Annotated in this window: 23 protein-coding genes; 17 read left to right on the forward strand and 6 right to left on the reverse strand. The window is 64.7% G+C overall.

The window, feature by feature from the left end:
- Nucleotides 1-89 precede the first annotated feature (89 nt).
- Both FN835_RS14960 and FN835_RS14965 read right to left on the reverse strand, forming a co-directional pair.
- Complete coding sequence (locus FN835_RS14960) at nucleotides 90-572, reverse strand: DUF3016 domain-containing protein (RefSeq protein WP_185958708.1); 483 nt, start codon at nucleotides 570-572, stop codon at nucleotides 90-92.
- Nucleotides 573-646: 74 nt separating this feature from the next.
- On the reverse strand, nucleotides 647-1,285 hold the full coding sequence (locus tag FN835_RS14965) for a TetR/AcrR family transcriptional regulator (RefSeq protein ID WP_142664038.1): 639 nt from the start codon (nucleotides 1,283-1,285) through the stop codon (nucleotides 647-649).
- Nucleotides 1,286-1,402: 117 nt separating this feature from the next.
- On the opposite strand from FN835_RS14965, the gene FN835_RS14970 reads away from it, so the two are divergent.
- Together FN835_RS14970 and FN835_RS14975 are read left to right on the forward strand one after the other, a co-directional pair.
- On the forward strand, nucleotides 1,403-2,584 hold the full coding sequence (locus FN835_RS14970) for an HlyD family secretion protein (RefSeq protein ID WP_142664039.1): 1,182 nt from the start codon (nucleotides 1,403-1,405) through the stop codon (nucleotides 2,582-2,584).
- 4 nt (nucleotides 2,585-2,588) lie between these two features.
- Nucleotides 2,589-4,166 carry a DHA2 family efflux MFS transporter permease subunit gene (locus tag FN835_RS14975; RefSeq protein WP_142664040.1) on the forward strand — a complete coding sequence of 526 codons (1,578 nt, stop codon included), beginning with the start codon at nucleotides 2,589-2,591 and terminating at the stop codon, nucleotides 4,164-4,166.
- Here the strand turns inward: FN835_RS14975 and FN835_RS14980 are convergent.
- Nucleotides 4,163-4,708 (reverse strand): cytochrome b, encoded by a 546-nt coding sequence (locus FN835_RS14980; RefSeq protein WP_142664041.1) that lies wholly within the window; start codon nucleotides 4,706-4,708, stop codon nucleotides 4,163-4,165. The two genes, FN835_RS14975 and FN835_RS14980, sit on opposite strands and share 4 nt — an antisense overlap.
- Nucleotides 4,709-4,813: 105 nt before the next feature.
- On the opposite strand from FN835_RS14980, the gene FN835_RS14985 reads away from it, so the two are divergent.
- The 6 genes from FN835_RS14985 (at nucleotide 4,814) to FN835_RS15010 (ending at nucleotide 11,481) form a co-directional block, all read left to right on the forward strand.
- Nucleotides 4,814-5,554 carry a CDP-alcohol phosphatidyltransferase family protein gene (locus FN835_RS14985; protein ID WP_142664042.1) on the forward strand — a complete coding sequence of 247 codons (741 nt, stop codon included), beginning with the start codon at nucleotides 4,814-4,816 and terminating at the stop codon, nucleotides 5,552-5,554.
- The gene (locus FN835_RS14990) at nucleotides 5,551-7,059 is read left to right on the forward strand and encodes a sulfatase-like hydrolase/transferase (protein WP_246098758.1); all 1,509 of its coding nucleotides are present in this window, start codon (nucleotides 5,551-5,553) and stop codon (nucleotides 7,057-7,059) included. Before FN835_RS14985 ends, FN835_RS14990 begins: the two co-directional genes overlap by 4 nt.
- Nucleotides 7,060-7,186: 127 nt before the next feature.
- Nucleotides 7,187-8,146 (forward strand): ABC transporter substrate-binding protein, encoded by a 960-nt coding sequence (locus FN835_RS14995; RefSeq protein ID WP_425467476.1) that lies wholly within the window; start codon nucleotides 7,187-7,189, stop codon nucleotides 8,144-8,146.
- The gene (locus FN835_RS15000; protein WP_142664043.1) at nucleotides 8,136-8,900 is read left to right on the forward strand and encodes an ABC transporter ATP-binding protein; all 765 of its coding nucleotides are present in this window, start codon (nucleotides 8,136-8,138) and stop codon (nucleotides 8,898-8,900) included. The genes FN835_RS14995 and FN835_RS15000 overlap by 11 nt, the downstream gene beginning before the upstream one ends.
- Complete coding sequence (locus tag FN835_RS15005; protein ID WP_142664044.1) at nucleotides 8,897-10,447, forward strand: ABC transporter permease; 1,551 nt, start codon at nucleotides 8,897-8,899, stop codon at nucleotides 10,445-10,447. The genes FN835_RS15000 and FN835_RS15005 overlap by 4 nt, the downstream gene beginning before the upstream one ends.
- Nucleotides 10,444-11,481 carry a glycosyltransferase family 4 protein gene (locus FN835_RS15010; RefSeq protein ID WP_185958710.1) on the forward strand — a complete coding sequence of 346 codons (1,038 nt, stop codon included), beginning with the start codon at nucleotides 10,444-10,446 and terminating at the stop codon, nucleotides 11,479-11,481. Before FN835_RS15005 ends, FN835_RS15010 begins: the two co-directional genes overlap by 4 nt.
- On the opposite strand, the gene ald is transcribed toward FN835_RS15010, so the two are convergent.
- Both ald and FN835_RS15020 read right to left on the reverse strand, forming a co-directional pair.
- A complete protein-coding gene (gene ald / locus FN835_RS15015; RefSeq protein WP_142664045.1) occupies nucleotides 11,478-12,599 on the reverse strand; it encodes an alanine dehydrogenase in 1,122 nt (373 codons plus the stop codon). The two genes, FN835_RS15010 and ald, sit on opposite strands and share 4 nt — an antisense overlap.
- A gap of 159 nt (nucleotides 12,600-12,758) precedes the next feature.
- Complete coding sequence (locus FN835_RS15020; protein ID WP_142664046.1) at nucleotides 12,759-13,304, reverse strand: TetR/AcrR family transcriptional regulator; 546 nt, start codon at nucleotides 13,302-13,304, stop codon at nucleotides 12,759-12,761.
- Between the two features lie 79 nt (nucleotides 13,305-13,383).
- Here FN835_RS15020 and FN835_RS15025 point away from each other — a divergent pair, with 79 nt between their 5' ends.
- The 9 genes from FN835_RS15025 to FN835_RS21790 all read left to right on the forward strand — a co-directional run bounded on the left by FN835_RS15025 (nucleotide 13,384) and on the right by FN835_RS21790 (nucleotide 19,768).
- On the forward strand, nucleotides 13,384-14,883 hold the full coding sequence (locus tag FN835_RS15025) for an MFS transporter (protein ID WP_142664047.1): 1,500 nt from the start codon (nucleotides 13,384-13,386) through the stop codon (nucleotides 14,881-14,883).
- Between the two features lie 54 nt (nucleotides 14,884-14,937).
- Nucleotides 14,938-15,678, forward strand: a complete 741-nt coding sequence (locus FN835_RS15030; protein WP_142664048.1) for an META domain-containing protein — start codon at nucleotides 14,938-14,940, stop codon at nucleotides 15,676-15,678.
- A gap of 236 nt (nucleotides 15,679-15,914) precedes the next feature.
- Complete coding sequence (locus FN835_RS15035; protein ID WP_142664049.1) at nucleotides 15,915-16,388, forward strand: MarR family winged helix-turn-helix transcriptional regulator; 474 nt, start codon at nucleotides 15,915-15,917, stop codon at nucleotides 16,386-16,388.
- 229 nt (nucleotides 16,389-16,617) lie between these two features.
- Nucleotides 16,618-16,740 carry a hypothetical protein gene (locus tag FN835_RS21780; protein ID WP_281285415.1) on the forward strand — a complete coding sequence of 41 codons (123 nt, stop codon included), beginning with the start codon at nucleotides 16,618-16,620 and terminating at the stop codon, nucleotides 16,738-16,740.
- The gene (locus FN835_RS15045; protein WP_142664050.1) at nucleotides 16,740-18,071 is read left to right on the forward strand and encodes an NAD(P)/FAD-dependent oxidoreductase; all 1,332 of its coding nucleotides are present in this window, start codon (nucleotides 16,740-16,742) and stop codon (nucleotides 18,069-18,071) included. The genes FN835_RS21780 and FN835_RS15045 overlap by 1 nt, the downstream gene beginning before the upstream one ends.
- A 244-nt stretch (nucleotides 18,072-18,315) precedes the next feature.
- Nucleotides 18,316-18,822 (forward strand): ABC transporter permease family protein, encoded by a 507-nt coding sequence (locus FN835_RS21635; RefSeq protein WP_246098760.1) that lies wholly within the window; start codon nucleotides 18,316-18,318, stop codon nucleotides 18,820-18,822.
- Nucleotides 18,755-19,018, forward strand: a complete 264-nt coding sequence (locus FN835_RS15050; RefSeq protein ID WP_246098763.1) for a hypothetical protein — start codon at nucleotides 18,755-18,757, stop codon at nucleotides 19,016-19,018. Before FN835_RS21635 ends, FN835_RS15050 begins: the two co-directional genes overlap by 68 nt.
- 115 nt (nucleotides 19,019-19,133) lie before the next feature.
- A complete protein-coding gene (locus tag FN835_RS21785) occupies nucleotides 19,134-19,535 on the forward strand; it encodes an ATP-binding cassette domain-containing protein (RefSeq protein ID WP_221930445.1) in 402 nt (133 codons plus the stop codon).
- Nucleotides 19,532-19,768: an ATP-binding cassette domain-containing protein gene (locus FN835_RS21790; RefSeq protein WP_221930446.1), complete on the forward strand. Its 237-nt coding sequence runs from the start codon at nucleotides 19,532-19,534 to the stop codon at nucleotides 19,766-19,768. Before FN835_RS21785 ends, FN835_RS21790 begins: the two co-directional genes overlap by 4 nt.
- A 175-nt stretch (nucleotides 19,769-19,943) precedes the next feature.
- Here the strand turns inward: FN835_RS21790 and FN835_RS15060 are convergent, their stop codons facing one another.
- Complete coding sequence (locus FN835_RS15060) at nucleotides 19,944-21,422, reverse strand: TonB-dependent receptor domain-containing protein (protein ID WP_246098761.1); 1,479 nt, start codon at nucleotides 21,420-21,422, stop codon at nucleotides 19,944-19,946.
- Nucleotides 21,423-21,545: the final 123 nt, after the last annotated feature.

Consider the following 21,545-nt stretch of genomic DNA (forward strand, 5'->3'; position numbering starts at 1 on the left):
AATGCTATCCCGAGCGTTTGGATAATTAGAAATTGTGTTTGCGTATCGCGTCGATAACCTCCTCTTATCTTGCGATGCCGTGGAAAGACCTAGCCGAAGGTCTTTTTGAACCAGTCGCGCAGCAACAGCTTTTCGTGGATCAGCGGTTCGCTGTCATTCATCGCGCGGGGGTCGGACAGATAGTTCATATCGCCAAGCCGCGCCTCTCCGCTTTGGATGGGTTGGCCGTTCTGGGTCAGTGCATAGCGGATGCGGATTTTCGGAGGGGTCACGTCGCGCATGATGCGGACATCCTGCATCCCCGAGCGCCACGGCTCAAAATCTCCGGCCAGATCCAGTTCGACAATATCGATGCGCAAATCCTGACCGGGTTGCAGATAGCGCTGCCCAAGTTCCTGAATGCTGCGATCAAGCTGTGCCACGACGATCCGCCGGTCGCGGTCGCTGCGCAGCCCCGGATCGCGCGAACCCGCCAGCCCCGCATAATCCACGACCACATCGGCCATCGCGGGCGTAGCAAGCATGGCACAAAGCAGGCTTGCGCAGGTGGCTTGGCAGACGGTTCGGAACATGGCTTTCCCCGTTCGACATGCGATGGGGTCAATATGGGGCATCGGGTCCGACGCGCCAAGGGCGAAGCGGCGACCTAGCCCCGCCCCGCGCGGCAGATCGCAAGGAAGCTTTCGACGCGGCGGCGCAGATAGGCTTCGGTCTCGGCCTCGGGCCAAGGTGGCATCATCAGCAGCGCACGGCGCTGCAACCCGGCAAAGACCAGATCGACGAATTGCGCCGCAGCGGCATCGCAATCGCCCACCGCCAGATCGCCCCGCGTTTCGCGCAAACGCAGGTATTCGCCCAAGGTGCGGACGGAACGCGCTGGCCCGGCCTCGTATATCTTATGCGCCAGATCGGGGAATTTCTCGCCCGCGCCGATCATCATGCGCATGGCGGCCAGCACCTCGGGCTGCAAAAGCGTGGTGACCATCTGGCGGGCGATGGCGAAAAGCTCATCCTCGACCGCGCCGTCGCCTGAACCGATGCGGCGCATCGTGTCCTGCAAGCGGCCGCATTCGCGCAGGACCAGCGCTTCGAACATGGCTTCCTTGCTGTCGAAATAGACGTAAAGCGTGCCTTTCGACACGCCCGCCGCCTTGGCCACATCCTGCATCGAGGTGCCTTCGAAGCCCTTGCTTAGAAACATCTGCCGCGCACCCACCAGTATCTGACGGCGCTTGGGATTGTCGTCCTGACCGTCAGGGGCGGCAATCTGGGGCTGGTCGGTCATCTGATTGGCTTTCCCTTTTCGAGCATCTGCTATCGCGGCTGCGCATGGACAAATACATTGACCGAACGGTTCGGTCAATGTATTGGACGAGCTGTTTCATGCAAAAGAGAGTCGGCCATGGCGTCGCAAGAAGATCAGGCAGCTCCGCGTTCCAAGGGCGGCAAGGCCAAGCGCGTTCTGTTCGTGCTGGGTGCGCTGGTAATTGCCGTCGCAGGCTATGAAGGCTGGCATTGGTATAGCTATGGCCGTTTCCACGAAGAAACGGACGATGCCTATCTGCAGGCCGATCTGATCACGCTTCAGGCCAAGGATACTGGCTATATCGCCGAGATTCTGGTCGGACCGAATGCCGCGGTCAAGCGCGACCAGATCATCGCGCGGATCGACCCGCAGGATTATCAGCTTGCGCTGGAAAAGGCGCAGAACAGCCTTGCCTCGGCCCAAAGCGCCGAGGCGCAGATCGGTGCGCAGATCGCATCGGGCCATGCCGCGATCGAACAGGCCAGCGCCGCGATTTCGGCGGCCTCGGCCACCAATGACGGTGCGCAGAAATCCTATCGCCGGGCGCAGGAACTGCGCGCCACCACCGCAGGCACGCAGGCCGCGCTGGATCAGGCCGAAGCCACCGCGAAATCCGCCGCAGCCCAGGTGAAAAGCGCCGAGGCGGCGCTGACGCAGGCGCAAGCCGAACTGACCGTGCTTGACGCGAAACGCGACAGCGCCAAGCTGGACGTGCGCGCCGCCGAAACCGGCGTGAAGCTGGCCGAACGCGACCTGACCTTCACCGAAATCCGCGCGCCCTTCGACGGCATCCTGACCGAGCGCCAGATCGAGGTCGGCTCGTTCGTGACCACCGGCAGCCGCATCGGCACGATGGTCCCCATCGCCGATGTCTATGTCGAAGCGAATTTCAAGGAAACGCAGATCGCCGACATCCGCCCCGGCGCAAGGGTCTCGATCAAGGTCGATGCCTGGCCGGATCAGGAATTGCACGGCACGGTTGAAAGCCTGACCGCCGGCACGGGGCAGGTCTTCAGCCTGCTGCCCGCGTCGAATGCGACGGGGAATTTCACCAAGGTCGTGCAGCGCGTGCCCGTGCGCATCGTCATCGACGACGCCGACCGCGCCCGCCTGCCCCTGCGCCCCGGCATGTCGGTCGTGACCGAAATCGACCTGCGCACCGGCAAGGATCAGCCCCTGCCCGCCGCGCCGCAGCACCGGCCGGCGGATGACACCCCCCTGACCAGTTCGCGCGAAACCGGCGCGGCCACGTCGCAGCTGGCGCAGGGCGAGGGTTGATCCCATGGCCGCCGACATCGCGGCAGCCCCGGCCCCGGCAGATGACCGGATCGACCCGCGCCGCCTGATCACCTTTCTGCTGATGGTGCTGGGCATGTTCATGGCGATTCTGGACATCCAGATCGTCTCGGCCTCGCTGTCCGAAATTCAGGCCGGGCTTGCCGCCTCGGGCGATGAGATCCCGTGGATCCAGACCTCATACCTGATCGCCGAGGTCATCATGATCCCGCTGTCGGGCTATCTTTCACGGATGCTCTCGACACGCTGGGTCTTTACCATATCGGCGGGCGGCTTCACGTTGATGAGCCTGCTTTGCGGGCTGTCGAATTCCATCGGGGAAATGATCCTGTGGCGCGCGTTGCAGGGCTTCATCGGGGGCGCGATGATCCCCACGGTGTTCGCCTGCGCGTTCACCATCTTTCCGCGTTCGAAGATGCACATCGTCTCGCCCATGATCGGGCTGGTCGCCACGCTGGCGCCGACGATCGGGCCGACGCTGGGCGGCTATCTGACGGAATATCTAAGCTGGCACTGGCTGTTCTTCATCAACGTCATTCCGGGCATCATCGTCACGACCGCGGCGTTTTTCCTGATCGACTTTGACAAGCCGGACCTGAGCCTGTTCGACCGCTTCGACTGGTGGGGCTTTCTGGGCCTTGGCCTGTTCCTTGGCGCGATGGAATATGTGCTGGAGGAAGGCGCGAAGGACGACTGGTTCGCCGATCACGTCATCGTCCTGATGACCGCCGTGATGCTGTTCGGGGGGTTCCTGTTCTTTTGGCGGGCCTTTACCGCCGAGGAACCGATCGTGCGGCTGGATGCCTTTGCCGACCGCAACTTTGCCATGGGCTCGATCTTTTCCTTTGGGCTGGGCATCGGGCTTTACGGGCTGATCTATATCTTCCCGGTCTATCTGTCGGGGGTGCGCGGCTATAACTCGCTGCAGATCGGCGAGGCGATGATGGTCTCGGGGATTTCCATGTTCCTGACCGCGCCCATCGCCGGGCGATTGTCGCAAAAGGTCGATCCGCGCATGATGATGGGCGTGGGGTTCCTGCTGTTTGCGGCAAGCTGCTGGCTGATGACCGGCCTGACCGAGGATTGGGATTACTGGGAGATCTTCATCCCCCAGATCATGCGCGGCGTATCGCTGATGCTGTGCATGGTGCCGGTGTCGAACATCGCCCTTGGGATGCTGCCGCCGGAAAAGGTCAAGAACGCCTCGGGGCTGTTCAACCTGACGCGCAACCTTGGGGGCGCGGTCGGGCTGGCGCTGATCAACACCATCCTGTCCAACCGCGAGGGGGTGCATTACGCCCGCATCGCCGAAAGCGTGACGGCCAACAGCGATCCCGCGATGCAGGCCACGTCAATGCTGGAACAGGCCTATTCCAGCCTTGGGGATGCGGCCCATACGGCGGCGCTGTCCACGATCACCAGCATGGCGCGGCTGCAATCGGTGGTCATGTCGCTGGCGGATATTTTCGTGATCCTGTCGGGGCTGTTCGCCGCACTGGCCTTGTTGCTTGTCTTTGTCAACAAGCCTGCGGCAGCGGGCGGCGGCGGTGGCGGCGGGCATTAACGCCCGGCGGGTGGCCACATCCGCTGCCACACCCCATCGCGCCGGATCAACGCATGTTGCAGCGCGGCTGCGACATGCACCACAAGTACCGCGATCAACAGCATCGCTGCGGCATAATGCAGCCCCTCGGCCGTGCGGGCGAGGGGTTCGGATTTCGCAAGCCACGGCCCCGCGCCAAGACTGTCCAGCAACTCGATCGGAAAGCCCCCTGCCCGGACGCGGACAAAGCCGCTTAGCGGCATCACCACCAGCAGCACGTAAAGCGCCAGATGCGAGACACCTGCCGCCCTGCGCTGCCATTCGGGAACCGAGGGCGGCAGCGGTGGCGCGGGATGCAGCCAGCGATACAGGATGCGCAGCGCGATCAGGGGGATCAGCAGCGTGCCCATATTCTTGTGAAAAAGGAACAGCCCATCCCCCAGCCCTTTGGGCAGACCTTCGCGCGTCATGATCAGCCCCGCCGGGATCATCAGCAGCACGGCCGCGGCGATGATCCAGTGCAGCAGGCGGGCGGGCGTTCGGTAACCGGCAGGATCGGTCATCGGGCTTGCTCCTTTGCCTTGGCATCATAGCCTTGATGGATCAATTCTCAAAGCGTCGCGGTGAAGACGCTTGACGCATCGCAGGGCTGGCCTAGCATCTTTGCCATGCACAGACCCGATCATGGCCCGTTTGCGCGGGCACCGTCCCGTCCGGTGGCGGGGATTCCGGCGCAGGTCGCGGCCAGCGCATTCGTCGGACTGCTGTCCATGCAGGCGCTGCGCCTTGGCGGCATGGGCGGAACGCAGGCGGCGTGGTTCGGGGTCAGTCTGCTTTACGCCGCCAGCGCCGCGCTGATCGCGCGGCAGATGCTGCGGACCTATCCCCATCCCCGCATCGGGGGCTGCAATGCCGTGACGCTGCTGCGCGCCGCGATCACCTGCGCCCTGCTGGCACCTCTGGCGGGCGGCATGGCCGCGGGATGGACGGTCGCCGTGGTCGCCAGCGCGGCGTTGATGCTGGACGGCGTGGACGGCTGGCTGGCGCGCCGCGCAAGGCTTGTCTCGGGCTTTGGCGCGCGTTTCGACATGGAGGTGGACGCCGCATTCGCCCTGACGCTGGCGCTGCACGCATGGCTGGGGTCCGGCATCGGCGCGGGCGTCCTGCTGCTGGGTCTGGTGCGCTATGTCTTTGTCGCGGCCAGTTTGGTCATGCCGTGGCTGCGCGGTGCATTGCCGCATAGTTTCCGCCGCAAGCTGATCTGTGTGATCCAGCTTGCGGCGCTGATCGTGCTGCAATTGCCGCCGCTGCCGCCCGAAGCTGCGGTCTTGCTGGCATGGAGCGCGACGGGCGTCGTCATCCTGTCCTTTGCCATCGACATCCGCTGGCTGTGGCGGCACCCTGCATGATGCGCGCGCTGCTGTTGCCGGTCCTTGCCGCCGTGCCGATCCAGCTTGCCCTGACCATGCCCGCAGCACTGCTGCGCCCGTCGTTAGAACTGTTACCGGTGCTGCTGGCGCTGATGCTGGGCGGGCGTGTGATGCGACCGCTGGTGACCGCGCTGCTGGTAACGCTGGCGGTGCAAAAGCTGGCCGATCTGGGCATGGGCGCGACGCTGGCGCGGCCCTTCAACATCGCAGCCGACCTGCCCCTGCTGGATGCGGCGGTGCGGTTGATCGCAGGAAGCTTTGGCACCCTTGCAGCGGTGGGCGCTGTGCTGGGGGCGCTGTTGGCCCTGGCCGGAACCGTTGCCGCGCTGTGGTGGGCCACGGGGCGCTGGTCGCGGCCCATGGGCCGGGGATGGGCGGCGCTGGGGGTGGTTGCGCTGCTATGCCTGCCCTTTGCCACGCCCCGTCCCGCAAACCTCCGCTACGCGACCGAGCGGGGCGAGATGCTGGCCCAGACCCTTGTCGCCTTGCGCGAATTTCGCGCCGCAGCCGACGCGGACCCGATGCGCGATGCGCAGGGGCTGCTGGCCGGGATCGACCGCGATGTGCTGGTCATCTTTGTCGAAAGCTACGGCCGCGCCAGTTTTCAGACGCCGTTCTATTCGGAGGTCCATCTGCCAACGCTGCGAAAGGCGCAGGATGCGCTGAGCCGCGCGGGGCTGGCCACGCGCTCGGGGTTTCTGGCGGCGCCGACGCAGGGCGGACAAAGCTGGCTGTCGCACGCCACATTCGCGGACGGGCTATGGATCAGCGATCAGGCGCTTTACCGCGCCGCGCTGGCCAGCGGGCGACAAAGCCTGTTCCATTACGCCCGGCAGGCTGGTTTCCGCACCGCCGCCGTCATGCCCGCGATCACCCGGCCCTGGCCCGAGGCCGCGCAGATGGGCTTTGACCGCGTGCTGGCCGCAGCCGATCTGGGCTATCGCGGGCCAGCCTTCAACTGGGTGACGATGCCTGATCAATACACCCTTGCCGCCGCCGACCGGCTGCTGGCGCAGGACGGCGGGCCGCCGCTATTTGCGCAGATCGTGCTGATCTCCTCGCACGCGCCATGGGTGCCGGTGCCGCAACTGATCGGCTGGGATCAGGTCGGAGACGGCTCGGCCTTTGCCAGCATGGCCTTGGCCGCCGAAACGCCCGAGCAGGTATGGCGCGACCGCGACAACGTGCGCCGCCATTACCGCGATGCGCTGGATTACACGCTGCAAACCGTCACCGCCTATGCGCTGCGCCATGCCGCAGACGCCCCGCTGATGATCGTTCTGGGCGACCATCAGGCGGCGCAGGGCATCGCACTGGACGGCGGGCGCGACGTGCCGATCCATGTCATCGGCCCGCCCGATCTGGTGGCGCGGGCGGCGGATTGGGGTCTTGCCCCCGGACTTGTCCCGCCCGATGGTCAGGCAGCGGTCGCCATGGACCGGATGCGCGACGTGATCCTGCACAGCTATGCCGCCCCCAAGTGATGTTTTTTAGCCCAAGGGAACGGCAGCCCGCGCAATATCGTTTCACGAAAGCGTCTTGTCACCCGTTCCCAGAATTGGAGTTGCCGCCATGCCCCCTTTTCCGCTGACACGGCGAAGAATGCTGCAGATGGGGGCCGCTGGCCTTGCGCTGTCGCAGGTGGGGTTGCGGCCAGACCCGGCCCATGCCGCCGAAACCGTGGCGCTGCAATTGTCCTGGCTGCATTCGGTGCAATTCGCGGGCAGCTATATCGCACAGAGGAATGGATGGTGGCGGGACGCGGGGCTTGACGTGTCGTTGCTGCAGGGCGGGCCCAATGCCCCGGTCGAGCCTCCGGTCGTGGCGGGAAATGCCTTGGTCGGGATTTCCGCCGCCGACTATACCGCCGCAGCCGTGGCGCAGGGCGCGCCCTTCAAGATCATCGGCGTGGCGATGCAGAAAAACCCTTTCGTGATCGCATCGCTGCCGGAAAACGCGGTCAGGCAGCCTGCCGATCTGGCAGGCAAGCGCATCGGTATGGCAATCGCGAATACCCCGGTCCTGCAAGCCCTGTGCCAGTTGAACGATGTGGATTTCAACGCGGTCCAGATCGTGCCGACGCAATATTCCGCCCAACCTCTGATCAGCGAAGACGTGGATTGCCTGCTGTGCTGGGAAACCGACCTGCCCGTCGCCATGGCCATGCAGGGGATCAAGGCGGTGACCATGCTGATGGCCGATCACGGCTATGCCGTGCATTCACAGACCTATATCGCGACCGAGGAAAGCCTTGCAGACCGCCGCGATGCGCTGGTCGCGCTGATGTCGGGCGAGGTGCGCGGCTGGAACGCCTACCGCGCCGATACCGATGCGGCGGCGGCGCTGACGGTCGAAATGTTCCCCGATGCCGGTCTGGACCTGCCTACGCAAAAGCTGCAAGCCCAGCGACAGGTGCCGTTGATGTTTTCCGCCCAGACCGACCAACACGGCTTCGGCTGGTGGAGCGACGAGGCGGTCGAGGACAATATCCGCACGCTGGCGCTGCTGGGCAGCAAGGTGACGCCCGACCTGTGGGACCGCTCAATCCTGGACGCCGTTCATGGCGGCTGAGGCGGGCATCGCCTGCGCGGGTCTGCACAAGGCGTTCGGCGAAGTCGAGGCGGTGCGGGATTTTTCGGCCCATTTCGCATCCGCGCAGACCACCGCGCTTGTCGGCCCTTCGGGTTGCGGGAAATCGACGCTTTTGCGGCTGATCGCGGGGCTGGATATGCCAGATCGCGGCACGGTCGCGATCGACGGACAGCCGCCTGAGCGATTGCGGGAACGGGGCGCGATCTCGGTCGCGTTTCAGGATCCGTCGCTGCTGCCTTGGCTGACTGCGGCGCGCAACGTGGCGCTGGCCCGCAAGCTGGCTCGCCAGCCTGCCGATCCGGCGCTGGTCGCGCGGCTGTTGCAGATGGTCGGGCTGGGGCAATTTGCGCAAAGCAGGCCCGCCACGTTGTCAGGCGGGATGCGCCAACGGGCGGCCATCGCGCGGGCGCTGGTGACAGGGCCGGGCGTCTTGTTGCTGGACGAACCCTTTGGCGCGGTTGACGAACTGACGCGCCGCCAGCTTGCGCAGGATTTGCCACCGCTGTGGCACGAAATGGGGGCCACGACGCTGCTTGTCACGCATTCCGTCTCCGAGGCGGTGCTGCTGTCGGACCGTGTGCTGGTTCTGTCGCCCCGTCCCGCGCAGATCGTGGCGGATATCGACGTGCCCTTGCCGCATCCGCGTTCGCCCGCCCTGCCCGACACCCCCGCCTTTCACCGCATCGAGGCGCAGATCCGGGCCGCCCTGTCCCACGCGCTGGATGCGGCATGATCCAAGGCGGACGCTTGGCCGATGCCGTCATCGGCACGCTGATCCTGCTGGCGCTGTGGCAGGGTCTGGCATTCGCACTTCAAGACCGCTTTCTGATCGCGGGACCGGCTCAGGTTTTGGGTTGGAGCATCGCCAATGCCGGACTGATCGGGCGGGCGCTGGTCGTGACCGGCAGCAATGCGGCGCTGGGGTTTCTGGCCGGAAACCTTGCCGCCATCGGGCTGGCCGCGCTGGCATTGGTGGTTCCGCGCCTGATCCCGATGATCTCGGGTCTGGCTTTGGTGGTGTTCTGCCTGCCTATGGTCGCGACCGGTCCGATCCTTCGGGTGATGATGGGACCGGGCAACGGGCCGCAGATCGTGTTGGCGGCGCTGGCGGTCTATTACACCACGCTGATCCCGCTGCTGGCGGGGCTGCGCGCCGCGCCCGCAAGCTGGCTGGACCTGATCCACGTCTATGGCCGGGGCCGTTGGGCCGAGCTGCGCCATATCCGCCTGCGTGCTGCGCTGCCCTATCTTGCGGCGGGGTTGCAGATCGCGGCACCTGCCGCATTCCTTGGCGCGATGGTCGGCGAATTCACCGGGGCGGAACGCGGCATGGGCGTTCTGACCATCCGGTTCACCCGCGCACTGGACATCCCCGCGATCTGGAGCCTTGCGGCCATAGCCGCACTTGTGGCCATCGCAGCCTATGCCCTGATCGGAGGCATCGCGCGGCGCATCCTGCATGAGCCACCCCCGGTCATTCTGGCCCCTCCGCCCGGCGGGCCAACGCAGCGCGGCTGGATGCAGGCGCTGGCCGTGCTGATCGCCGTGTTGGCGCTGTGGTGGGCAGGGATGCGGCTGGCAGGGCTTAGCCCGTTCTTTGCCAAGCGTCCGTCCGATGTGCTGGCGGCGCTGGCATGGGCCCCCGATGCCGCCCAAACGCGGGGGACGCTGGCGACGGCATTGGCGCAAACGGCGCGGCATGTCCTGCCGGGCTACTGCGCCGGGCTGGCGCTGGGGGCGGGACTGGCGGTGCTGCTGGGCTTGGTGCCGCGCCTGTCGGCTGTGCTGACGCCCTTGGCCGTGGCGCTGCGGTCCATCCCCATTGTCACGACCGCCCCGCTGATCGTGCTGCTGGCCGGGCGCGGCGCGGCGGGCACGGTCCTGCTGGTCGCGGTCATGGTGTTCTTTCCGACCTTTGTCGCCTGCCAGCACGGTTTGCGCCAAGCGCCGGGGCGAATCCTTGACGTGTTCGACAGCTATGCCGCAAGCCGGCTGCGCAAGCTGATCCATGTGGGCATTCCCGCAATGCTTCCCGCGCTGTTTGCAGCGGCTCGGATCAGCGTGCCCGCCGCGGTTCTGGCTGTGACGGTGGTGGAATGGCTGGCGACCGGCGGCGGGATCGGCGGACTCATGTCGCTTTCGGCTTCCGTTTCGGATTACGACATGCTGTGGTCCGCCGTGGTGCTGGTCACACTGATGTCGTGGCTGGGCCATGCCGTCATCTCTGCCGCCGAACGCCGCGTGCTTGCAACCCATGCCCCCGAACAGGTCCGCCCATGATCCCCTGCGCCTTTGCGATCCCCGGTGACATCAACACGCTGACCGGCGGTTTCATCTATGAACGCCGCCTGCTGCTGGGCCTGCGCGAGATGGGGCACGACATGCGCCACTTGCAGTTGCCCGCAGGCTTTCCCGACCCCTCGCCCGCCGAAATGGCCAAGGCCATCGACATCATGACGGCCGAGGAACGCCCGCTGATCGTCGATGGGCTGGTCTTTGGCAGCATCGACACCTCCGGTCTGGCGCGTTGCCGGGCACCGCTGATCGCGATGATCCACCATCCGCTGGCGATGGAAAGCGGCCTGCCCCCCGCCCGGCGCGACCATCTGTTCGCGACCGAGTGTGACAACCTGCGGCTGGCCCGCCACATCCTTGTGCCCAGCCCGCACACGCGCGACATGCTGGTCCAGCGATATGAGGTCGCCCCAGAACGCATCACCATCGCCCGACCGGGAACAAAACGCGCCCGACTGGCCCACGCGCCCGACCTGCCGCCGCTGATCCTTGCCGTGGGTATCCTGCATCCGCGCAAGGGGCATGACATCCTGATTTCCGCACTGGGCGATCTGGCCGATCTGGACTGGCAGGCCATGATCGTCGGGCGGTCCTGGGACGCGGATTACGTCCGCGACATCAGCGCGCAAATCGCCGCCAGCCCCGTGGGTCAACGCATAAATCTGGCCGGAGAGATCAAGCCGGAGCGGCTGGAGGAGGTCTATGCCAAAGCCTCGGTCTTTGCGCTGGCGACCCGCTACGAAGGGCATGGCATCGTCTTTGACGAAGCCTTGGCGCATGGTTTGCCGATCGTCAGTTGCCGCACCGGGGCTGTGCCCGATACGGTCCCCGCACAGGCCGGGTTACTTGTCCCGCCCGATGACGCCCCGGCTTTTGGCGCTGCTTTGCGGCGGATGCTAAGCGATGCGCAATTGCGCACCAGTCTTCAGGACGGCGCCCGGCAGGCAGGGGCGGACCTGCCCGGCTGGGACAGGACCGCCGCCATTGCCAGCGGGGTCCTGCAGGGACTGGCCCCTTAGGCGGCCAGCAGCTGGTCGGGGGTGATCGCGACCAGCCCCAGCGCCTCACCCACCGGGGGCGAGGTCAGGCGACCCTGATGCACGGCAAGGCCCGCGCGCAGATGCGGGTTATCCTCGACCGCGCGACGCCAGCCCTTGTCGGCCAGTTGCAGCACGAATGGCATGGTCGCATTACCAAGCGCCTGCGTCGAGGTGCGCGCAACCGCACCGGGCATGTTCGCCACGCAGTAATGGATAATCCCGTCCACCTCATAGATGGGATCGTGATGGGTTGTGGCATGCGAGGTTTCAAAGCAGCCGCCCTGATCAATGGCCACATCGACCAGCACCGCACCCGGCGGCATTGTCGCAAGCTGCGCCCGCGTGACCAGCTTTGGCGCGGCAGCCCCCGGCACCAGCACAGCGCCGATCACCATATCTGCAGTCTGGATCAGTTCTGCGGTCGCGGCGGCGCTGGCATATTGCGTGGTCAGCCTGCCCATGAACACATCGTCCAGATAGGACAGCCGGGGCACAGACCGGTCCATGACGGTCACATTCGCCCCCATGCCGACCGCGACCCGCGCGGCGGCAGCACCCACGACCCCGCCGCCGATGATGACGACATTCGCGGGCCGCACGCCGGGCACGCCACCCATCAGCACGCCGCGTCCGCCATTGGCCTTTTGCAGCGCCCATGACCCGACCTGAGGCGCAAGCCGCCCCGCCACCTCGGACATGGGGGCCAGCAGCGGCAGGCCGCCCCGCGCATCCGTCACCGTCTCATAGGCGATGGCGGTCACGCCGCTGTCGATCAGGTCGCGCGTCTGCGCCGGATCGGGTGCCAGATGCAGATAGGTGAACAAAAGCTGGCCCTGACGCAGCCGCGCGCGTTCCTGCGCCTGCGGTTCCTTGACCTTCACGATCATGTCGGCATGGGCGAATACCGTTTCCGCATCCGGCGCGATCACCGCGCCAGCGGCGATATAGTCGTCATCCTTGAATCCCGCGCCAAGCCCCGCGCCCGCCTGCACCAGAACCTCGTGGCCATGCTGATGCGCCTCGGCGGCAGCGGCCGGGGTCAGCCCGACGCGGAATTCCTGCGGCTTGATCTCGGTCGGGCAACCAATCTTCGTCATGCGCTCCTCCCCTTTCGCATTTGGGATAAGTGTCGCACCCCAGCACCCGAAGATGCTGCGAAGATCCCCCGCAATCCGGCGCGCGGGCCGCAGGTTCCTGCGCCTATGCCGCGCCTGGCGCCGCATTTCTTGCGCGAAAGCGCGACTCGGGCGGGAAAGCTATTTCGTTTCGGCCAGCTTCAGGATGTCGTCGAAAAGTCTGGACCATTGCGGCTGATCCAGCCCGATCAACCCGAACGCCTTGAGCAGAAATGCCCCCTCGCCCGCCAGAAACGCCAAGGCGATGCGGCGGTCGGCTGTGTCATCAAGGTTCAGCCCGGCAAGGCGCTGGTTATACCAGTCGCGGCTTGCGACCACCTGATCGGGGCTTTGCAGCAGTGCCGTCATCATCACCGCAGCGCGCGAATGATCGGTTTCCTTGGCATCGCGCGTGGCCTGCAGATGGCCGCGTATCACATCCTGCGGCGACGGCGCTGGCCCGACGCGATCCGCCACATCCTGATCGAAGGCATTGCACCAGCGGTCGATCATCGCGTCGATCAGCTGCTGCTTGGTGCCAAAGCAATATTGCACGCCGCCCTTGGTGATGCCCGCCGCGCGCGCCACCGCGTCAAAGGTCAGCCCCGCCGCGCCCGTCTGGGCCACGATCGTCTCGGCCGCGTCCAGCACCTTGTCGCGGTCGATGCTGCGAGGTCGTCCCGACATTTCCATCCTTCCATTTCAATACAAGCGTATTTATATTCCGCCAAGAGTTCCGACGAAGCATCATATAAGGATCATTCCGATGTCCCCCCGCAAGCGCTGGCTTGTTCTGGCCACCGTATCCACCGCGCTTTTCCTGATCGTGATCGACATGACGGTGCTTTACACGGCACTGCCGCGCCTGACGCATGACCTTCATGCGACGGCCACTGAAAAGCTGTGGATCGTGAACGCCTATCCGCTTGTCGTGGCGGGGCTGCTGCCGGGCTTGGGCACGCTGGGCGACCGTCTGAGGCATCGGCGCATGTTCATGGCGGGACTGGTCGTCTTTGGCGCAGCGTCGCTTGCAGCGGCGTTTTCGCCGACACCGGGCGCGCTGATCGCGACCCGCGTGCTGCTGGCGGTCGGGGCGGCGATGATGATGCCCGCCACGCTGTCGCTGATCCGGCTGACATTCACCGACGAACGTGAACGCGCATTCGCCATCGGCATCTGGGCCGCCGTCGCATCGGGCGGGGCTGCGATGGGTCCGGTGATCGGCGGGCTGCTGCTGGAATATTTCTGGTGGGGCTCGGTGTTTCTGATCAACGTCCCGGTCGTGCTGGGGGCCCTGTTGGCCAGTGCCCTGCTGCTGCCGCATCGGCCTGGAAACCGCGCCCATCCTTGGGATCTGCTGGGTTCGGTGCAGGTCATGGTGGGGCTGGTCGGGCTGATCTATGCCATCAAGGAACTAAGCAAGCGCAGCCCGTCATGGGATATTGCCGCCTTCACCGCCGTGCTGGGGGCGGTTGCGATGTGGCTGTTCGTGCGCCGTCAATTGCGCAGCCCGACGCCGCTGATCGACTTTGCGCTATTCGCCAATCGCCGCTTTTCGGCGGGGGTCGCGACGGCGCTGGTGGCTTCGGCCGCGCTGATCGGGGTCGAGCTGGTCTTTAGCCAGCGCCTGCAACTGGTGCTGGGTTTCAGCCCGCTTGAGGCAGGGCTGCTGATCCTGCCGATCCCGGTCGCGGCGTTCTTCGCAGGCCCGCTGACCGGCATGGCGCTGCCGCGTCTTGGGGCCGAACGGGTGCTGTGGTCGGCGCTTCTGCTGACAGGGCTTGCACTGGCGGCGTTCCTTGTGCTGCATCGCGGCCCCACCGGGCCATGGCTGGCGGCGCTGGCGGTCATGGGCTTTGGCGTCGGCGCGGCGATGACCGCCGCCTCGACCGCGATCATGCTGTCCGCACCGGAAGAACGCGCGGGCATGGCCGCCTCGGTCGAGGAGGTGTCCTATGAACTTGGCGGCGCGCTTGGGATCGCCCTTCTGGGCAGCCTGATGTCGGCACTTTACACCCGTGCCATGATCCCGCCCGACGACATCGCGCTGGCACCGCAGGCCCGCGACAGTCTGGACGAGGCGCTGATCCTTGCCGAACACCTCGACCCGGAAATGGCGGCGCAGGTTACGGCGCTGGCCCGCGCGGCGTTCGAACAGGCGTTCGTCGGCGTGATCGCCAGTGCGGTGGTCCTGCTGCTGGTCGTGGCGTTTGCGGTGCGCGGCCATGCGCTGCATCGCGGTGCGGCGATATCGCAGGGCCATTGACCGTTCGACAGGCACGGGCGACTATCTGGTTGCGGCTTATGCAAAGGAAAACTGATGATCGGATCGCGTCTGGCTGCCCTTACCCTTGCTGCGCTGTCGGCCCTGCCGCTGACCGCCATGGCCGCACCGCAGACGATCAGCGGCACGGTCACATACAGGGAACGCATGGCCCTGCCTGCGGGCACCGAAACCGAGGTGCGCCTGCTGGACGTATCGCTGGCCGATGCCCCGGCGCGCACCATTGCCGTCCAGACGATCACCGGGGCGGTCGCAAGCCCGATCGCCTATCGGCTGGAATATGATGACACCGGCATCGTGCCGCGCCACAGCTATGCGCTGCGGGCCGAGATCACATTGGATGACGCACTGCTGTTCACCACGACCACGCATATCCCGGCATTCGGCGGCGCAACCGACATCCCGGTCGAGCGGGTGACGCCCAGCCCCGTGCCTCAATCCTTGCCCATCGGCGAATGGCTGGCCGAGGATATCCAGGGTGGGGGCGTCATCGACAACCTGCAGTCCAGCCTGAATATCGCCTCGGACGGCGCTGTATCCGGCAATGCCGGCTGCAATCGGTTCTTCGGGCAGGCTGAAATTCAGGGCGACGGCCTGACGATGCAGGGGCTTGGCAGCACGCGGATGCTTTGCGCGCCCGCCGTGATGGATCAGGAAAGCAAGTTCATGCAGGCGCTGGGTGCCACGCATGGCTTTCGGCTGATGCCCGAACAGGGCAAGCTGCTTTTGCTGGACGAAAACGGTCGCACGATCCTGCTGCTGGCGCGGTCGGGCTAGGATCCGCACAGTTTTCATTTGCCAGATTTTGGTGCGTTCGTCGGCGCTTTGCGGGCTCGGTCGCCCGATTTTCATGCAGCATTCGGCAGCTGCGTGATAGTTGTAAAAGTCCATCAATTTTGATTGCGTTCATCCATTAGCTGACACATCGTCATCCATGGTGTGACCCTTACCTCATCGGGCATCACGACGATGCGGCATGGAAACCACGACGACAGTCAGTTACGAACAAATACATGAAAGCTGTCCCCACCCATGGCATCGATCTTGACGTGCTGGAAAACACGCTGAGTTTTTACATCCGCGTTATGGACTCGCAGGTGTCGCGCAATCTGGATCAACGGCTGGACCGGTTGGAGGTCGCGCGGGGCAAGGGGAAAATCACTGCGCTGTTCCTGATCGACGGCAATCCCGGCATCCGTCCTTCGGTGCTTGCCGAACTTATCCTTAAGGATCGTTCGGCCACTGGACGGATTCTGGACAGTTTCGAAGCGCATGGGTTGATCGAACGCCGCGATTCCGCCAAGGACAATCGCGCGTTGGAATGTTTCATCACCCCAAAAGGCGCGGCATTGGCGGCCAAGGTGCGTGCCATCGTTGTCGATCAATCCACCGCGTTTTTCGACCGCATCATTCCCCGCGACGAACAAACCGTGCTGATGGGCATCCTGAAACGCGCCTATCACCGTCTGCGCGAGGTCGAGGCATGAGCCGCGTCGCCCTGATCGCTGGGGCAAGCCGTCGTATCGGTGCGACCATCGCGCAAAAGTTGGCAGGCGATGGCTGGCAGGTGTCGCTGGGGATGTGTGGCCCGACTGGGTTGGCGATCACGTCCATCTGCACGCCTATGACGCCACAGCCGGAAACTAGGCCGGGTGGGTCGCAGCCGCACTGGAACGTTTCGGGCGGATCAATGCCATCGTGGATAATGCCGCGATCATGATTCCAAAAACGGTGATCGTGGCCACGGATGACCACATCCGCGCCATGATCCTTGACCTGCCGAACAAGGCGAGCGTCGCCGAATTCGCCGTGAACTACCAACTTGAGGAGAGCTTTTGATGCCCGGCCCCTATGTCGTCCCCGTCCACGGCGATGCCGAACTGCCGACCGAAGTCGATGTCGTCGTCATAGGCGGCGGTATCATCGGCAGCTCGACCGCGCTGGAACTGGTGGAATCCGGGCTGCGGGTGGCCCTGTGCGAAAAGGGTGGCATTGGGCATGAACAGTCCAGCCGCAACTGGGGCTGGGTCCGCATCTCGCGCCGCGATCCGCGCGAGGTGCCCCTGATGGCCGAGGCGCTGCGCATCTGGAAGGATCTGGACACGCGCACGGGCCGCGACACCGGCTATCGGCGCGCGGGGATCGTCTTCACCTGCGTCGATGACGAATCCTATGCCCAACATGAGGCGTGGAACCGCAATCTTGACGGCTATCAGCTGGAAAGCCGCATGATCTCGGCCCGTGAATTTCACGACAAGTATCCCGGCAACAAGATGGACCTGAAAGGCGCGCTTTACACCGCCGCCGATGGTCGGGCCGAACCGCAACGCGCCGCCCCCGCCGTGGCCGAGGCAGCACGGGATCGTGGCGCGCATATCCTGACCGAATGCGCGGTGCGCGGGATCGAAACCTCGGGCGGGCGCGTCAGTGGCGTCGTGACCGAACGCGGCGCGATCCGTTGCAGCGCGGTGGTGCTGGCGGGCGGCGCATGGTCGGGCCTGTTTGCCGGGAACATGGGCATCGACTTTCCCCAGCTTAAGGTGCTGAATTCGGTCATCCGCACCAAGCCACTTGAGGGCGGCCCCGAGGAGGCGATCTGGCACAAGGACTTTGCGATCCGCAAGCGCAAGGATGGCGGCTATACCATCGCGTCGGGGCACGAAAACGTGGTCAATATCGTGCCCAGCACCTTCCGCTATGGCCGCCAGTTCCTGCCCGCACTGCGCCATGAATGGCGGTCGCTGAACCTGCGCTTGGGTATGCGTTTTCTGGATGAGGCGCGTATCCCCCGCCGCTGGTCGCTAAGCGAGCCCAGCCCCTTTGAATACAACCGCGTGCTGGACCCGGTGCCGCATAAAGGCATTCAGGACCGCGCCTTCGTCGCCGCCAAACGAGCTTTCCCGGTGCTGGAAAAGGCGGAAATCGAACAGCGCTGGGGCGGCTATATCGACGTGACGCCCGATGCGGTCCCGGTGATTTCCGCGATCGACAAAGTGCCGGGCTTCTTCCTCGCCTCGGGGTTTTCAGGCCACGGCTTCGGCATCGGGCCTGCGGCGGGGCGGCTGATGGCCAATCTGGTCACGGGACGCACGCCGATCGTCGATCCCACGGCTTTCCGTTTCAACCGCTTTTCGGACGGGTCAAGGATCGAACTCATCAGCGGTTTCTAAGATTTCACCCGGATTGAAGGCGGCAAAGCCCCCCGGTCCATTTCGACCTCCACAGGGAATGACACGATGACAAGGACAAGCGCGTCTTTACCCCTACCCGTCGGCAGAATTTGATGCTGTTGGGCGCGACCGGAGTTGCAACCATGGCGCCGGGCCTGATCGCGCCCACGCCATTACAGAATGACGCGCCTGCACCCGGTCGGCGCGGCCCCCGCGCACAGGTCGCGCCCCCAAAGGGGGGACCTTGTATGATCCGCTGGTGCTTTTGTTTCTGGTCTCTCAGATCGGGTTCATGGCGCTGAATCGGGCCCGCGGCGGACCGTTGTCGCAATACGCGCTGACACCTGGCATGACCACAGAGGCGCAGGACCGCATCGCCGAACAGATGGGGCTGAACCGCCCACTGCCGATCCAATATGCAGACTGGCTGTGCAATCTGGTGCAGAGCGACTGGGGCAAAAGCTATCGCGATGGCCGCCCGGTCCTTGAAATCATCGCCTGCCATCTGCCTACCACGCTGCAGCTGATGGGCACGTCCACGCTGATCTTGTTTGTGCTGGGGACGTGGATAGGCATTGCCCGTGCGGTCAAGCAGGGCTTGGCTTTCGGCAATATTGCGACGGTCGCGGACATGCTGGCGCAGCCGCACCGTCCGGCGCTTTTTCCGCAACCGACTGGCCGTGGTGGGGCTGTTCCTGATCTTTGGCCTGACCTTCGCCTGCATGGCGGGGCCATGGATGCTGCCCTTTGATGAATTTTACATCGACCTGCGTGCCCGCTTTGTGCCGCCCGGGGCGCATATCCTCGGGACCGACCACTTGGGCCGCGACATTGCCGCGCGGCTGTTTCAGGCTGGGCGGATTGCGCTGCTGGCGGGCTGTTCGGTGATGATCCACGCGCACGGTCCCGCGCCTTTACGGCCTTGCCCCCGGCGTCGTGGCCGATAGCCGACCCGGTGATCGTCCTGGGAAAAGGGCTGCTGGTGGAACAGGGGCCGGCCCAGCAGGTGCTGACCGCACCCGAACATCCCCATACCAAACGCCTGATCGCCGCGTCCCGCACTTGCGCGAGGCGGATAAGGCCCCCGAAGCCGAAGCCCCGGTGCTGTTGCAGGTCGAGGGGCCTGTCCAAGACCTATCGAACATCGTCCGGTCTGCTGGGACGCAAGCGCGAAGTCATGCCGTGCGCGATCTTGGCCTGACGCGTCGGCGTGGCCAAACCGTGGGCGTGATGGGCGAAAGCGGGTCGGGCAGATCCTCGATGGGCAAGGTCTTGATGAAGTTGACCGATGCCGACGGGGGCCGCATCCTGCTGGACAGCATCGACATCCTGCCGATGCCCGAGGCCGAGTTTCGTCCGCTGCGCCCGCGCATCCAGATGGTGTTCCAAGACCCCTATGCCTCGGTTAACTCGCGCCAGACAGTCGGCGCGTCGCTGGCCGTGGGGCCGGTCACGCAGGCATGAAACCCGCCAAGGCGCGGGAAAAGACGCATGACATCCTGCGGCAGGTCGGGTCGGACCCCTCGGCCTATCAGCGTTTCCCGCATGAGTTTTCGGGCGGCCAGCGCCAGCGTATCGCCATTGCCCGCGCGCTGATGTTCGACCCGGAAGTCATCATCGCGGATAAGGCGGTTTCGGCTCTGAACGTGTCGATTCAGGCGCAGTTCCTTGAAAGGTTCGCCCGTATCCAGCGCTAACGGCATCTGGCGATGATCTTCGTAGCGCATGACCTGCGCGTGGCCAGCCAGATTTTCGACCATGTGCTGGTGATGCATCGCGGTCAGGTCGTGGAAAGCGGCCCGCCTGCGCGCAGCTTCCGCGTGACGTGAAAAGACCGGCCAGAGAAGCCCCCGGCCGGTCCGTTTTCTGCGATCAGAACTCGGCGGTCAGGCCCAGCCAAAGGCGGCGACCCTCTTTCACCGTGTTGAACTCGGTTTCGTTGATCTCTTCGTTCAGCAGGTTGTAGACGGCAGCGTTCAGACGGGCGCGGTCGTTGATCTGGTAATTCGCACCCAGATCGACGGTGGTGTAGGCACCATATTTACGCCCCTCGACCCCGTTGATCGTGACCGGGCTGCCGTTCGTGCCGATCCGCAACCCCGAGGCGATTTCTGTGCCATGGTAATTGGCCGAAATCCACGTATCCAGACCCGTCACCGGCGTCATCCAGTCAAAGCGCAGGCTTGCCATGTGTTCCGGCGTGCGTGCCAAGGGGAAGCCCTTGAAGTCGCCCGTCTTCTGCTTCGACTTGGTATAGGTATAGCTTGCACGCATGGTCAGATCGGACGTGATCGACCAGTCGCCCGCCAGTTCCACCCCGGAAATGGTGGCTTCATCGACGTTGAAGTTCTGATAGACGATGTAATCGTGCAAAAGCCCGTCATCGCCGCGATATTGCGGGCCGTCCCACGTGTCGGGATTGCCATCACCATCGCTGTCCAGAATGCGCTGCTGCAGCTTGTTCTTGAACTTGGTGTGGAAGGCGGTGGCGCTTAGCGTATAGCCGTCGTCTTCATAGATCGCGCCAAGCTCGAAGTTGGTGGTTTCTTCCGGCTCAAGATCGTCGTTGCCAAGGATCACACCGCAGGAATTGCGCGCGCGGCAGCTGCCGCCGCCCGTGGTATAGGCGTAATCGGGCACGATCGAACGCACATCCGGCGCGCGAAACCCGGTCGATATGCCGCCTTTGACCGTCAGCTTGTCATTGGCATCCCAGACGCCATAGATGCGCGGGGTGATATGGCCGCCGTAGATTTCGTGATCGGAATAGCGCAGGCCCAGCGTCAGCGCGAAATCGTCACGCACCCGCCATTCATCCTCGACGAACAACGCCCATTGCCAGTTCGAAAAGGTCTGGTCATAGCGGTCCGCCGGGTCCAGTTCAGCCTGCTGGCCGGGGTTCTGGTCGCGGATCGCGGCCTTGGTGTATTGCAGGCCATAGGTGAACCGATGCGCGCCGTTCCAATCCAGCGGCGTCGTCGCCTTGGCGTCGATCGTGGTGTTCGTGACCTTGGGTGAGCGCGGATCCTCGACGATGGCGCCGGTGTCATCATCGGGGCCAAAGCTGGTGCGTTCACCGACCTCCTGGTAAATCTGCACCTCGGTTTCGGTTTCGCCATAGCTGCCCTTGTGCGACAGTGACCAGTGATCGCGGTCGTAATCGCGCCAGCTATCGCCCCCAAGCTCATTGGCTTTCAGACGGGTGCGGCCTGCTTCGAACTGGAACTGGTTCTGGTCGTCCAGCGCCCATGTCAGGCGTCCGGTCAGATCGAAATCGTCCGAACCCGCCGGGCCTTCCTCAAGCGAGGACGGGTCTTGATCGAACTTGCGGCCCCACAGTTGCAGGCCCAACTGATCGCGGATGACCGGACCCGAGGCAAGAGGTGGTCCGGGAATTTGGACCGGTTTGCCGCTCAGCTAAGCTTCAGCATGGGTTTCATGTCAGGCGGCGGCTTTCAGGTACTGGTCGGAGGT

This window comes from Paracoccus laeviglucosivorans (genome assembly GCF_900182695.1).
Classification (GTDB): Bacteria; Pseudomonadota; Alphaproteobacteria; order Rhodobacterales; family Rhodobacteraceae; genus Paracoccus; species Paracoccus laeviglucosivorans.